Source organism: Seonamhaeicola sp. (assembly GCF_028281565.1).
GTDB lineage: Bacteria > Bacteroidota > Bacteroidia > Flavobacteriales > Flavobacteriaceae > Seonamhaeicola.
Map to the genome: position 1 here is coordinate 1 of NZ_JANQJQ010000029.1, position 14,836 is coordinate 14,836.

Annotated in this window: 11 protein-coding genes and 1 tRNA gene; 2 read left to right on the forward strand and 10 right to left on the reverse strand. The window is 39.8% G+C overall.

The window, feature by feature from the left end; all coding sequences use genetic code 11:
* Positions 1–24 precede the first annotated feature (24 nt).
* From Q0983_RS12870 to Q0983_RS12905, 8 genes are all read right to left on the reverse strand, one after another.
* Positions 25–99, reverse strand: a tRNA-Val gene (locus tag Q0983_RS12870).
* A 61-nt stretch (positions 100–160) separates the two neighbouring features.
* The gene (locus tag Q0983_RS12875; RefSeq protein ID WP_299553875.1) at positions 161–1,378 is read right to left on the reverse strand and encodes a folylpolyglutamate synthase/dihydrofolate synthase family protein; all 1,218 of its coding nucleotides are present in this window, start codon (positions 1,376–1,378) and stop codon (positions 161–163) included.
* 3 nt (positions 1,379–1,381) lie between these two features.
* A complete protein-coding gene (locus Q0983_RS12880; protein WP_299553878.1) occupies positions 1,382–2,230 on the reverse strand; it encodes an energy transducer TonB in 849 nt (282 codons plus the stop codon).
* A gap of 39 nt (positions 2,231–2,269) precedes the next feature.
* Entirely contained in the window at positions 2,270–2,665 is a 396-nt protein-coding gene (locus tag Q0983_RS12885; RefSeq protein ID WP_299553881.1) for a biopolymer transporter ExbD, read from the reverse strand.
* A 1-nt stretch (position 2,666) separates the two neighbouring features.
* Complete coding sequence (locus Q0983_RS12890) at positions 2,667–3,374, reverse strand: MotA/TolQ/ExbB proton channel family protein (RefSeq protein ID WP_299553884.1); 708 nt, start codon at positions 3,372–3,374, stop codon at positions 2,667–2,669.
* A 122-nt stretch (positions 3,375–3,496) separates the two neighbouring features.
* A complete protein-coding gene (gene nhaD, locus Q0983_RS12895) occupies positions 3,497–4,888 on the reverse strand; it encodes a sodium:proton antiporter NhaD (protein WP_299553887.1) in 1,392 nt (463 codons plus the stop codon).
* A gap of 8 nt (positions 4,889–4,896) precedes the next feature.
* On the reverse strand, positions 4,897–6,123 hold the full coding sequence (locus Q0983_RS12900) for a Glu/Leu/Phe/Val dehydrogenase dimerization domain-containing protein (RefSeq protein WP_299553890.1): 1,227 nt from the start codon (positions 6,121–6,123) through the stop codon (positions 4,897–4,899).
* Positions 6,124–6,334: 211 nt separating this feature from the next.
* A complete protein-coding gene (locus Q0983_RS12905; RefSeq protein WP_299553893.1) occupies positions 6,335–7,417 on the reverse strand; it encodes an anhydro-N-acetylmuramic acid kinase in 1,083 nt (360 codons plus the stop codon).
* Positions 7,418–7,509: 92 nt separating this feature from the next.
* On the opposite strand from Q0983_RS12905, the gene Q0983_RS12910 reads away from it, so the two are divergent.
* Positions 7,510–8,652 carry an acyl-CoA dehydrogenase gene (locus Q0983_RS12910; protein ID WP_299553896.1) on the forward strand — a complete coding sequence of 381 codons (1,143 nt, stop codon included), beginning with the start codon at positions 7,510–7,512 and terminating at the stop codon, positions 8,650–8,652.
* A gap of 74 nt (positions 8,653–8,726) precedes the next feature.
* Here the strand turns inward: Q0983_RS12910 and Q0983_RS12915 are convergent, their stop codons facing one another.
* Both Q0983_RS12915 and Q0983_RS12920 read right to left on the reverse strand, forming a co-directional pair.
* Positions 8,727–11,159: a helix-turn-helix domain-containing protein gene (locus Q0983_RS12915; RefSeq protein ID WP_299553899.1), complete on the reverse strand. Its 2,433-nt coding sequence runs from the start codon at positions 11,157–11,159 to the stop codon at positions 8,727–8,729.
* Positions 11,160–11,255: 96 nt separating this feature from the next.
* Positions 11,256–14,039: a T9SS type B sorting domain-containing protein gene (locus tag Q0983_RS12920; RefSeq protein WP_299553901.1), complete on the reverse strand. Its 2,784-nt coding sequence runs from the start codon at positions 14,037–14,039 to the stop codon at positions 11,256–11,258.
* Positions 14,040–14,371: 332 nt separating this feature from the next.
* Between Q0983_RS12920 and Q0983_RS12925 the strand changes: the two genes are divergently transcribed.
* On the forward strand, positions 14,372–14,707 hold the full coding sequence (locus Q0983_RS12925) for an arsenosugar biosynthesis-associated peroxidase-like protein (protein WP_299553904.1): 336 nt from the start codon (positions 14,372–14,374) through the stop codon (positions 14,705–14,707).
* Positions 14,708–14,836 lie beyond the last annotated feature (129 nt).

Here is a 14,836-nt window from a genome sequence, read left to right on the forward strand (position 1 = left end):
AGGCTCCCATTTCTGGAAGCCTTGTGGGCGCGAAGGGATTCGAACCCCTGACCCCTTGGGTGTAAACCAAGTGCTCTGAACCAACTGAGCTACGCGCCCTCTAAATTGGACTGCAAATATAACCTAGTTTTTAATTCTGCAAAAACTTTTTTGAAAAAAATTAAATTATTTCTGCCACCACAAATGTACTCCCTCCAATAAATATAAAATCTTCCGGAGACGAATTATCTAAGGCTGCCGTATAAGCCTCATTTACTGAATTATAACTATTTCCAAAAAGTCCGTGATCATTAAAAAATTGCCTCAGATCTTCAGCAGGTAATGCCCTGGAAATTGTTGGCTTGCAGAAATAATAAGTCGCCGCTTTTGGCAATAAGTCTATGATGGTATTTAGATCCTTATCATTCACAACACCGAAAACCATATGCAGGCTTTTAAAGGTTTCTTTTGATATTTGTTCCATCAGGTGTGTTAACCCTTCCCTGTTATGCCCTGTGTCGCAAACTACTTTCGGTTTATGGTTTAAAACCTGCCAACGCCCTAGCAACCCGGTATTGTCAATAACATGTAACAACCCTTTTTTTAGGTCAGCATCAGATATGGTGTAGCCTTTAAGCCGTAATTCTTTTATAGCCTGAATAGCCGTTTTAATATTTTTAGATTGATAGCAGCCCTTTAGATCACTTTCTAAAACAGTCTCTACTTCTTTATCGGCAAAAGTTATTTTACAATCATGTTGTTGGGCCAGTTTCTTGAAAACGGCCTTTGTTTCATTTTGGGTTTCACCGATCACAACAGGAATTCCCGGTTTAATAATACCCCCTTTTTCAGCAGCGATCTCTTCAAGGGTATCCCCTAAAAACTGAGTGTGATCCAACCCTATATTTGTGATTACCGAAACTTCCGGTGTTATAACATTGGTAGAATCTAACCTGCCACCCAGCCCGACTTCAACCACAACAATATCTACTTGCTGCTCTGAAAAATATTCAAATGCCATACCCACGGTCATTTCAAAAAAAGACAGCTGATTTGCTTTAAAAAAGGCCTTATTCCTATTAATAAACTCTATCACAAATTGTTTGCTTACAACCTGCCCGTTAATTTTAATACGCTCTCTAAAGTCTTTTAAATGAGGTGAAGTGTATAATCCCACTTTATAACCGGCTTCCTGTAGAACGGATGCCAGCATATGGCTCGTGGATCCTTTGCCGTTAGTACCGGCCACATGAATAGATCTGAAATTTTTATGCGGATCGTTTAAATGATCTGCCAATAAATAAGTATTATTTAAATCTGCTTTGTAAGCGGACTTTCCCTGACGTTGATACATTGGCAGTTGAGAAAACATCCAATGCAGTGTATCCTGATACGTCATTAGTTATTGTCCTAATTTGAAATTCACTTTTACAAAACCGATCTGTTTTGCAGGCGCTTTAGAGTCCGGACGCCATTTATGGGACAAGGCTATTTTTTTTGCAGGTTCCAGCAGACATTGGGCCGTGTTGGTCGTCCCCTTTACACCCGGAGTGGCTTCTATGACATTACCATTTCTGTTCACAACGATCCTAACGATTACCATACCGGATTCGTTACAATCCTGTTTCATGGTTTTATAGGTGGCACGCCCTCTACCGTTTAAACCATAACCAACACCGCCACTTCCTGACCCGGGGCCTCCAAAATAACTGGGGGCATACGGATCGCCATCCAATTGCCCTTTATCACCGGCTCGATTATCGTTTCCTTCACTGCCTGTTTCCGAACCTTCAGATTTGCTCACACCTCCGATTAAAGCATCCAATTTCTTCTTCTTCTCTTCTTGCTCCCGCTTTTCTTTTGCTATGCGTTCCGCTTCAGCCTTTGCTTTTGCTTCTGCTATGGCTTTAGCCTTAGCCTCAGCTTCTTTCTGTTTTCTTATAGCTATGGCTTCCTCATCTTCTTGGGTTAAAACCTCTTCTTTTACTTCCTCAGCTTTGGTAGGTTCGGATTTGGATACATCCGGTTGTGGAGGTTCATTTATTTCTTTGGGTTCCGATTTTACAGGTTTTTTAGGCTGTACCCTACCTTGACCTACACTTGAGTTCCCGAAGTTAACCGCCACACCGTACTCTTCTGGCGGATCCATATATTGAGGTCCTATCACAAAGATCAGTAACAACAAAATCAAATTGATCAGCACTGTTATTTTTGCTGAGTCCTTTTCGTGTTTTGTTTTAAAATATTTCATCTTTAATGACTTTATTCAGAACCTCTAAATACTATAAAATTACCTGGTGGCCTTAACCGCCAAAGTAGATTTTATTCTGTTTCTATTGGCAATATCCATGATATAAACCACGTGTTTCATCTCCACATCCTGATCGGACCTTATGGTTATTGAAGATGTCGTGCTTCCTTGCATAGCCGTAAGAATGGCGTCTTCCAACTGGCTTTTGGGTACCATTTTCAAATCCACAAAATACTGGTGCTTTTTATTGACGCTCACCGATATGTTTTTAACCTGCGTGGTCTTACTGGACGATTTAGGTAACAACAGATCAATAGCTTCTGCAGAAACGAGCGTGGAAGCAATCATAAAAAAGATCAATAACAGAAATACAATATCCGTCATGGACGACATACTGAATTCCGGCGTAACTTTATTTCTTCCTCTAAAGTTCATACTATGTAGGTTCGTTTAAGTGATCTAAAAACTCTAACGAATTAGCTTCCATCTGATACACCACTTTGTCGGTTCTAACTACTAAATGGTTGTAGGCCATATAAGCTACAATTCCAACAATTAAACCGCCAACTGTGGTGGTCATAGCCGTATACAATCCGCCTGCCAATACATCCATCTGGATGGAACCTCCGGCATTAGCCAATTCAAATATTGCTAATATCATTCCAACAACCGTACCAAGAAATCCGATCATTGGTGCGGCTCCTGAAATAGTAGCCAAAATACTTACGTTCTTTTCCAGTCCGTAAATTTCCAAACGTCCGGCATTTTCAATAGTAGTATTAATATCAGCCAGTGGTTTCCCTATCCTGGTGATGCCTTTTCCAATCAATCTTGATACCGGCGTGTTTACCTGGGCACATAATACTTGTGCCGAATCTATTTTACCATTACTTACATAATCTTTGATTTGATTCATAAAGTTTGAATCCACCTTAGACGCTGCTTTTATGGCAAAAAGCCTTTCAAAATAAATATAAGTGGCAAATACCAGCAGTAAAAACAGAATAGCTATAATAACTTGTCCCGCTGCACCACCACTGGTTATTAGTTCAATGATTGAAAGGGTTTTTTCAACTGATTCTCCTTCAGCAAGTGTTTCAGCTCCTTCCTGAGCATTTTGTAGGGTTAAAAATAGGTTTAGCATATAATATAAATTTATTGCAACTGTATAACGTTACTTTTTTTGTTAAAGTATAACAAAAATAGTTTTTGATGAAAACCAGACAAACAATTATTAGACCAAATGCTAAATATGGCAAAAAATAATTACAGGATGCCTCTCATAACCATGAATACTGCAGAGCCTACAACAAAGCCTATCAGGGCTAACCAGGATATTTTTCGTAAGTACCAGAAAAAGTCAATTTTTTCCATACCCATGGCAACAACACCAGCAGCAGAACCAATAATTAACATACTACCACCGGTACCTGCTGAAAAGGCAATGAAATGCCAAAGTTGATGATCTAAGGGCTCAGAGAACATCCCCAAACTGGCGGCTACTAACGGCACATTATCAATAACGGCCGAACCAACACCTAAAAACATAATTACCAGATCCGATACACCTCCTGCTTCTATTTCCGTTCCTAATTGCGGCGTGCTGGCTCTTAACCAATCGGCAGCACCAAACAGAATGCCTAACGATTCCAAAGCAGCTACGGCCATCAATATCCCTAAGAAGAATAAGATACTCGGTAACTCTATTTTTGACAAGGAGTAATGCACCGGACTGTGGTGGGCATGCGCATCACTTTCAGTAGAATCCACCTCTGTTAAACTGAATTTAGAACTACTGTATATTTCAGCAAAAATGGCCACAACACCTAGAGACAACATCATACCTACATACGGCGGTAAATGCGTTATCATTTTAAAGATCGGTACAAAAACAATGGCTCCCAATCCTAAATAAAGCATGGTTGAGCTAAATCTTGATTTTGGTTTTTCCTCAGCTTCTTCAATATCCAGATCGCCTTTGAACGCCGGTAAGAACGATGCTATTAAAGACGGTACGGCCATACAGAAAAATGATGGGATGAATAAATAAGCAATTAAATTTCCGGTGGTTACTTTTTTACCAATCCATAACATGGTGGTGGTAACATCACCGATAGGAGACCAGGCACCACCGGCATTAGCCGCTATGATGATCAAACCTGCATACCAGATTCTTGTATTTCTGTCTCTGACTATTTTTTGAAGAATGGAAACAAGTACGATCGTAGCCGTTAAATTATCAATGATAGCCGAAAGAATGAACGCCAAAACGGAGAATATCCACAGGATCTTTGTTTTCTTCTTCGTTTTTATAAATCCTTTGATAGTGGCAAACCCATCAAAATAATCGATGATCTCAACGATGGTCATGGCGCCTAAAAGGAACACTAAAATCTCCGAAGTCTTCCCTAAATGATGCAATAGGGTTTCTTCCATCAGGTGCGTCTTCTCTTCATGTTCCAACAATCCGAAATTCTCTAAAAGCGCATGTTTGCCGGAATCAAACCATTCCGGGAATGTCTCGAGACCAAGCGCAATACAGGCCCAACATATGGCCATCATGACCAGGGCAGGAATTAATTTATCTATTTTTATACTGTGTTCAAGGGTAATGGCCAAATAGCCCATTACGAAAACTAAAATAATTACTGCCTCCATATGTTAATTTAAATAAGTTGGTTTAATGCAATCTCAAAAGCAGTAGCACTCAACCCCGTTTTAGACGGATTTTTGCTATATACTTTTTCAATGGCTTCTTTAATTGTATTTGATGTATCGTTAAAAATTGCTTCGTCTGTCATTTGTACTTTACGTTCCATAAAGTAGGCAAACACCCGGGCCATACCACAGTTGGAAATAAAGTCCGGGATCAAACTCACCCGGTAATCGGTGTGCTCCATAATGGGCCCGAAAAGTATTTCTTTATCGGCAAAGGGTACATTGGCACCACAGGATACCACTTCCAAACCGCTATCGATCATTTCATCTATTTGATGAATGGTGATCAAGCGCGAAGCTGCACACGGAGCAAAAATCTCGGTGTTAATGGCCCAAATCCGTTTGTTAGCTTCTTCAAAAGGCATCATATCGCCGGCCGCTAATGTATTGCCCTTTTTGGTTAGAAAAAAATGACATATGTCATCAAAGGAAAAACCGTCTTCATTGATCACGCCTCCGGCTATATCTATGATGCCTACTATTTTGGCTCCCATCTGGGACAAATAAAACGCTGCTGCCGCCCCAACATTTCCAAAGCCCTGAACTACAGCCCGCTTCCCTTTAATATTACCACCGTAAATATCATAATAATGCTTCACGGCTTCGGCCACGCCAAAACCCGTGATCATATCTGCAACAGTATATTTTCTGGAAATATCCGGCGAGTACACAGGGTTTTCAAGAACTTTGATAACACCATGTCTTAACTGACCAATCCGGTTTATTTTATCAGCTTCGGTAGGTTTAAAATGGCCGTTAAAAACACCCTCCTGCGGATGCCAGACACCACTTTCCTCTGTTATGGGGATGACCTCATGAGTTTCATCAACATTCATATCGCCACCGGTACCGTAATAGCTTTTTAGCAAAGGGGAAACGGCCGCATACCAACGTTCCAATACGCCTTTTTTCCCCGGATCTTTCGGGTCGAAATTGATTCCCGATTTAGCACCGCCAATAGCCGGCCCCGAAACCGTGAATTTAATTTCCATAGTTTTTGCTAATGACAACACTTCATTCATATCCAGGCCCTTTCTCATGCGTGTTCCGCCACCAGCGGCACCGCCCCTTAAAGAGTTGATCACTACCCATCCTTCTGCATCTGTTTTGGAATCTTTCCAATTAAAAACTATTTCTGGTTTTTTGTTTTCGTATCGTTTTAATAATTCTTTCATTTTATATATCAATAATTCAACTTATAGCCTAAAATCCGGGGATCTGAAAATATGGAACCAGGTGTAGCTAAAGTTGCGTCATAGTATATAAATGCTTTTTTAGATTCCCGTCTGCACGGGAATGACAATTTCAACGGAAACCCCGAGACAAAGCCTCAGGGAATTCTTTTTGATCAAAGTAACAAATATAAAAAACTTAAGGGCTTAAATATTAATTTTGAATTATTTTTGAGGCCAGGTATATTTTACCGGAGCTGTGATCTTTGGAGGCACCGGTAACACTCGCTAAGCAGTTGGTTTCATTTCTAAGCTTTAAAACCCCTAAAAACCCGAAGATGAGGGCCTCTTTAAATTCTATGATAGCCTTTGAAGGGATCACAATTTTGTTGTTGGAAAGTGCTTTAATCCTTTCAATTAAAAACGTGTTATAAGTACCCCCACCGGTTATAAACACGGAACTATTCGGTTTTCCCGAAACACTTTCGGATATCTGAATGGCCATATGTTCCACAAAGGTCCTTAATACATTATTCATATGACTTTCATAAGCATCAATTAACGGAAACACATGGTCGCATACCCATTCCAATCCCAGCGATTTAGGCGGTGATGCTTTATAAAAGCTTAACGCATTAAGTTGTTGTAACAGGTCGGCATTAATGCTGCCTTTTGCTGCCAATTGTCCTCCGTCATCATACTCAAGGCCAAGTTTGTTCACATAATGATTCAACACAATGTTTGCCGGACAAATATCATAGGCTATGCGTTTATTATCGATTTTAGTAGAAATATTGGCAAACCCGCCCAGGTTCATACAAAAATCATAATCTGCAAACAATAGTTCGTCGCCTATGGGGACTAAAGGCGCCCCTTGTCCGCCCAACTCGACATCCTGTACCCTGAAATCGCAAACCACCCTTTGATTTAATAAAGCTGCCAAATGCGGCATATTCCCGATTTGATAGGTTAATGTTTTCTCCGGCCGGTGCAAAGCCGTATGGCCGTGTGAGCAAACAGCATCTATCTCAGTGATATTATTGCTTTTGATAAAATCTTTAATGACGGTTGCTAAATGCGTAGTATAATCTTCATCAATTTGCTGTAGTGCTTCTTTTGAAACGTTCACCAGATCTTTTAAAATCGTTTTCCATTCGATTGTATAAGGAACGGTTTCAACGCATTCGATTTTAAATTTCCAGGTAGTATCAAACTGAAAAACTACATGAATTAAGTCCATACCATCTAATGACGTTCCGGACATCACCCCTATAATATTATAGCTTGATTTTATCATATTAAACAAAAATAGACATATTCGTTAAAAATATCGCATCAAATATTTATATTTGCTATTATTTTTTAATAAATCAATAATTTATCTGGATTATGGATTTTAAGCTTTCAGAAGAACATATCATGATCAGGGATGCAGCCAGAGAGTTTGCACAAACCGAATTACTTCCGGGCGTTGTTGAACGCGACAATAAACAGGAATTCCCTGATACGTTAGTTAAAAAAATGGGCGAATTAGGATTTATGGGCGTTATGGTAGACCCCAAATACGGCGGTAGCGGTATGGACACCATCTCCTATGTACTTATTATGGAAGAGCTTTCCAAAATTGATGCTTCGGCATCGGTGATGGTTTCGGTAAATAATTCCCTGGTTTGTTACGGCCTGGAAACTTACGGAACGGAAGCACAAAAAGAAAAATACTTAACGCCTTTGGCTGCCGGCGAAAAATTAGGCGCCTTTTGTTTAAGCGAACCGGAAGCCGGCAGTGATGCCACATCACAGAGAACCACGGCTATAGATAAGGGCGATCACTATGTATTGAACGGCACAAAGAACTGGATCACAAATGGTGGACGTGCTGATATTTATTTGGTCATTGCACAAACCGATAAAGATAAAGGGTCCCATGGGATCAATGCTTTTATTGTAGAAAAAGGCATGAAAGGCTTTGATATTGGTCCTAAAGAAGACAAACTGGGGATCAGAGGTAGTGATACGCATACCTTACAATTTAATGATGTCAAAGTCCCTAAAGAAAATAGAATCGGCGCCAATGGTTCCGGGTTTAGATTCGCCATGAAAACCTTGTCAGGGGGCCGTATAGGTATTGCGGCACAAGCGCTGGGGATTGCCCAGGGTGCTTATGAATTGGCTTTAAAATACAGTAAGGAACGCAAAGCTTTTGGCACCGAAATTTCCAATCACCAGGCCATCGCGTTTAAATTAGCCGATATGTACACCGAAATAGAAGCCGCCAGGCTATTGGTTATGAAAGCTGCCACCGATAAAGATGCCGGTGCTAATTACGACCGTTCCAGCGCCATGGCCAAATTATACGCCTCGGAAGTTGCTATGAAGCACACCGTTGAAGCCGTACAAATTCACGGTGGTAATGGCTTTGTAAAGGAATACCATGTGGAGCGCCTGATGCGTGATGCTAAAATCACCCAGATCTACGAAGGCACCAGTGAAATTCAGAAGATTGTGATTTCGAGGAGTATTTTAAGAGATTAATTTTGTCATTCTGAACTTGCCTGTGCTGAACTTGTTTCAGTATTTCAGAATCTCATTATAATTGTGTTTTAGCTTTACTTTAACACCTCCAACACCAAACGCAACTCCCCATAGCTGTATTTTTCATCCAATTGGTGTTTTAGATCAGATAAATTCTCAAACTCTTTTTGGGGAATCAACACTTTTAATTCTTCATAATGGGCAACGGGCATTAAATCCGTGATCTTTACTTCACCACCCGGGATAAAACTCGCTAAATGCCCAAAAATAGTATTAGCATTCAACTCACGTAAATCAGCTATTTCCTGAATCGATTTGCCTTCCCGGAACATTGCCAGAGACTCCTTTTTAGTATCGCCTTTCTTTCGCTTCGGCTTTGGGGCTTCAAAAATATCAACATCTGTAGACGTTTCTATATCATGTGCCTCACAATAAGTCCTGATCACTTTTAAAATAGGAGCACCGTATTTTTCAACCCGGGTTTTTCCCATCCCGTTAACCGCTAACAGTTCTTTTTTGTTGGTAGGCAGGGTTTCGCACATTTCATACAGGGCTTTTTGCGTAAAAACTTGATAATGAATCAAATCGTTTTCCTGTGCAATATCATTTCTTAGTATACGTAGTTTTTCAAAAAGTTCCACATTACTGGTGCCGTCAATAACCGTTTTTCTGGGTTTCTTTGGTTTGTCTTTAGTTATAAATACCGATTTAGCCCGTAACTCTAAGAATTGTTTTGGTTTAAAGCCATCCGTCAAGCCTTTAAAATAGGCCACTTTTACAAGGAGCAATTCCTCAAAAGCATCCAAATGTTTGGTTATTTCCTTGCCTACAGCCTGGTTATCCGTAGTAAACACAAAGGTTTTTATAGGCTTCAACAGCTTCACTTCCATTTCAGCTTTAAAATAGGCGATGGCCTTTTTAAAGCGTTCCTGGATCAAATCACTTGTTTCGGCCAAACCTTCCCGTTCAGACAACTGTTTCAATTGCGCATGAAACCCGTGACCAACCTTTACAAAATTGGCAATACAATCTTTTACAGGCAAAAAGACCATTTCAACGGGACCTTCAACCACCGTTCTGTTTTTATAATAAATATCCAGGATACGATTTACCGGGTGCAGAAATCCGTAAAAATCGAATATGTCGGCCATTAAATCCAGTTGAAAATCTTTTTGTGAATCTGCTAAAACCGTTTCATTGGGCGCCTCTTTTTCAACCTGTTCATTAAAACGTTCTACATGCCCGTCACTTATAATCTGGCTGGCATGAATTTTACTCTTTAATACCAAGCCTTCTAAAGACTTGCACCTGCTAAGTGCCACATAGGTTTGCCCGTGTGCAAAAGCAGCTCCGGCATCAATAATGGCCTTTTCAAAAGTCAGCCCCTGACTCTTGTGAATGGTAATACTCCAGGCCAGCCGCAACGGTATTTGGGTGTAAGATCCTATTTTCTCTTCTGTAATGGCTTTGGTATCCGGATCCACCGAGTAATTGATATTTTCCCAAATTTCGGGCGTTACAATAATATTAAAATCATCTTCCGGACAATGCACCACCACCTCATCTGCATCCAAATGAATTACCTTGCCTATCTTCCCATTAAAATAACGTTTCTCCGGATTACTGTCATTTTTTATAAACATGACCTGCGCCCCTGCTTTCAACTCTAACCTTTCTTTGTTAGGATAGGCATACTCCGGAAACTTACCATCTACTTCGGCCATATAAATACTGGTTTTGGAGGTCAATTTCTCCAGTTCCATCCTGTTTATGGCCTCAGCCTTGTTATTGTGTGTGGTTAATGAAATATAGCCTGTATCAGGTTCCGGCTGAAAATCGGGGATATACCTTTGGTTCAATTCGACAGCTACTTCTTCATTAAGGGTGTTATTTCTTATGGCATTCAGTATCTCAATAAACTTTGGATTTTCCTGCCTGTAAATATGCTTTAATTCAATGGTAATGGCATTACATTGGGCAAATGCCTTACTACTAAAAAAGAACCCGTTTTTATAAACGTGCTGTAATAAAGCCCATTCCTGTTCTTTTATTACCGGTGATAATTGTTGTAAATCGCCAATCATAAGCAATTGCACCCCGCCAAACACCTTATTGCGATTTCTAAACCGGCGTAAGGTTCTGTCAATACCGTCCAACAGGTCGGCACGCACCATACTGATCTCATCAATAACCAACAAGTCCATGGATTTAATAATATTGATCTTGGTCTTGCTGAACTTTCGGTTAAATCCGGTACTGTTATTCAAATCAGTATCAGGTAAGATTGGGCCAAAAGGCATCTGAAAAAACGAATGGATGGTCACTCCTTTGGCATTAATGGCAGCCACACCCGTTGGCGCCACTACCACCAAACGTTTTAAACTGTGCATTTTCAAACGGTGCAAAAACGTGGTTTTACCGGTTCCTGCCTTTCCGGTTAAAAAAATGGAGCGGTTTGTATGATTCACAAACTGCCATGCCAATTCCAGTTCCTTATTGTTAGCCATTTAAATGGTAGATTTAGAACTAGAAAGATACAAATTCTTACATTTACAATGGTACTTCTGACACACAAAAGATTGTAACTTCTGAGAAATTTTTAATCACCTGATAAGCGAAAAATGCCCACGGTCTATGGCTCCGGTACTATAAATAACTTCGTACCAATAATCGTTTTGTGGTGCCAAGTAACCTTTATAGGTGCCATCCCATCTAAAATTATTGGCCGTATTGAGAATAACTATTAATTTACCATATCTGTCAAACACGCTTACGGTAACCTCATCATAAGCATTGGAATCCAACCCTTTTATTTCCCAAAAATCATTGATACCATCATTATTCGGCGTAAAAAAACTTGGAAAGCCAATAATATTAACCTCTTCCTGTATGGTAGGTTCACATTGATTCACATCTCTAACATAAACGGTATGCGTACCGGCCGGAATATTATTGAAATCATAGGTCCCGGTGGAAGCATCGAAATAGTCCATACCATTTATAGAAAACTCATAGGCACCACCACCATCTACAGCCACGGATATCGTATGATTGTTTTGGGACACTTCCTGCACTTCAATGTTACTGAATACCGGAATATCCGTCCTATTAATGGTAAAGGTCCTTGAATTGGAACACTCTATCCCGTTTTCTGTTTTGTAAGCTATTAGTGTAAATGTTCCGGGTTCACTAAAACTGAGTGCGCTTTGAGTAGAAATAACTCCGGTATCATCAAGCCATTCAAACCGATCGTTAGAACTGTCGCCGCTCAATGCAACGGGTTGATTTTGACATATTAAATAATCCTCGTTTATTGAAATAACGGGAGCATCATTCACGATCAAATCAATTGGCGCCATGCCACTACAAGTTAAATCGGGTTCTTCTGCCCTCACCCAAATGGTTGTGGATTCTGTAGTATAAAACCGTTCCAATATTTCATTCTTAGTAGTTTGAGCATCAAGCAACGTCGGGAAAAACCGGAGTCTTGTGTCAGCCGACAGGCTAATGTCATCTCTAATGTCATTCTTTTTAAACCCCAGGGCAAAAATACCTTTTTGGTCTTCAGGATCTGAATCTGAGTTATCACATGCGTACATGGCATCAATGGTTCCCAGGTCTACAAAAACGGCCCTTATAAAAAAAGAAGCTACTGCAAAACAATCATTTTGATTTACCACCCTGATAAAGATCTCTTCATTTGGCACACTGTTAGTATAGCTATCCGGATTGACAATTCGGTTTACATCTTGCAAAGCATCATTACGCGTATGATAGAAATACAGAGCCTCGTTCTGTGCTATATCTGTTATTTTACTTTGTATGTTGTTTAGATTGAATGTAGAAATGCCGTCTGTATCATTATCACATTGCACAAGCTCCTGGTTATCATTTAATTCAGGCAAATGAAATACCCTTACTTTTTTTGTAACAGTAATTTCTCTATCATTAATTGTAATGGTGGCGGTGACTTCATAACTTCCGCCAGAGCCATAACTATGTTTCGGGGCTATGTCATTAGAAGTATTACCATCTCCAAAATCCCAGACAGCTGCTATAATTCCCGCATAGGTATCTACTTCAAATGCCATAGGCTCTCCCAAACAAATATTTTCTGCCAAAATTCTTGTCCTAAAATAAGACTGAATAAAACTGGGCAAGCCCAGCCTGGATTGGTTAGGGCTCAAATTAACGGCATTGTGCCGGTAGTTAGCTCCTACGCCTAAAATCTCGGGAGATTCTATCACCCCTAAAAATGGGGTTCCCTGATTACCACTTATGGCCAGAGCCCTATATATTTTGCCATTTTTAGCTAATTGCAAACCGGCCGCAGTTAAATCACTGAAACCCTCATGTAAAGAAGTTGCATACTCCTGAGGATTCATACTACTCAAGTCATATTGATACAACAGATTGTTTCTATTAGTATCCGGTTCAAAATTATCATCAGTTCCCGGATTATAAATCCCCTGCCTGACCAATGAAGCATATAAGTATTTTGAATCATTAGAGAACTCAACACCATAGGCCGACACCACTTCAAAAAACACAAATGACGTTAATAAATTCCTCCTATTACTTACCGTACCTACCTGAGGATTAAAATCAAAAACGGCTAAATGATCATTATGAGACATGGGTCTGTAATTGGCACAGGCCACTTTTCTGCCATTTGGAGAAAACTTCATAACACCTTTTTGCACACCTTTAAAGGACAAATTATCTGTAATTACAGGAGGATCTATGGTGCCGTCAGTATTTATTTTATAAGCATAAAAGGAAGTATACACATCATTTGTATTAGCTTTAGTTGTCATTAACCAAATTGATTTACCATCTGCATGGTGAACTGCAGATAATTTACCTACGCCCTCTCCCGTTAATAATCTTGTGTTTTTGCTTACTACTGCTCCCAGTCCGTTATTCAGGCTCATATCAATAACGGAGTAGCTTAATCCCGTAGAAGAAGAAACCGTAAACACATAATAGATATTAGCTTGTTCGGCAATGGGTACAATAATAACATTTAGCAAGGTGTCAGGAGTAACTCCACCGGGGCCAACACCTCCTCCCAAAGTACCAGTTAGTACGCCATTGATCATTATGTTATGTGTACGATCCCATATATTTGTTCCGTTAGTGTAAAATTGCAGATTACCGTCTATATCTGATATGGTAGCGCAGGCTTCAGTTGCTACCATATTGCCATTAAATAATACCTGTGCGTTTTCCTGTAACTCAAAGTATAATCCGGAGCGTTCACCAAAATACCAATAATTAGTCTCGTTTTGACCGAATAAAGCGGAAGCATACACAATGCCTAAGACAAATAACAAAGCCTTAGACTTATAAATAAAAGATTCTATATTCTTATTTAAACACCACATATTCGGATCATGACTTCAGCAAACTGAGACATTAGGTAAATCTGCAAAAAACAGCAGTAACAAATTTAGTTATTTTAATTCGGGCAAAAAATAGCTAAACCTGAGTTTGCATAAGACTTAATAAATACTTCGGAACCATTGTCGCTCAATTCGTACATCATGCTGATTTTCAATCTCATACAAACAGGAGTACTATGAACATTGTCTCAAAAACCGCAAAGCTCCCGCTTACAGCGTCATTTTTTGCATTTAAAATCTAAATTCCTTGTTAAGAACTATTCTTTTTGCCGACTTAATACACTATATTTTTATATTTAGCAAAAATATAACTCATGCAAAAAACATATTACGACCCTGCAGACCTTAGAAAATTTGGAAGTATCACAGAATGGAGTGAGGAACTGGGCAACAAATTCTTTGAGTACTACGGAAAAGTTTTTGAAGAAGGCGCCTTAACGGCCAGAGAAAAAGCCTTGATAGCTTTAGCCGTTTCGCATACTGAGCAATGTCCATATTGTATTGACGCATACACCAAAGACACCTTGCAACGTGGCGTCACCAAAGAAGAAATGATGGAAGCCATTCATGTAGGAGCCGCTATAAAAAGCGGTGCCACCTTAGTACACGGGGTGCAAATGATGAATAAAGTAAATAAACTGGACGGATAACATTTAGACGGTAGACGGTAGAAAGTCTGAAATAAAAACAATAATGCAGAAGGTCAAGTCCCAAATTCCGACCACGTCGGAATTATCAAAAATCAGAAATAATGAACGAAAGAGCGAAGATGCAAAGTG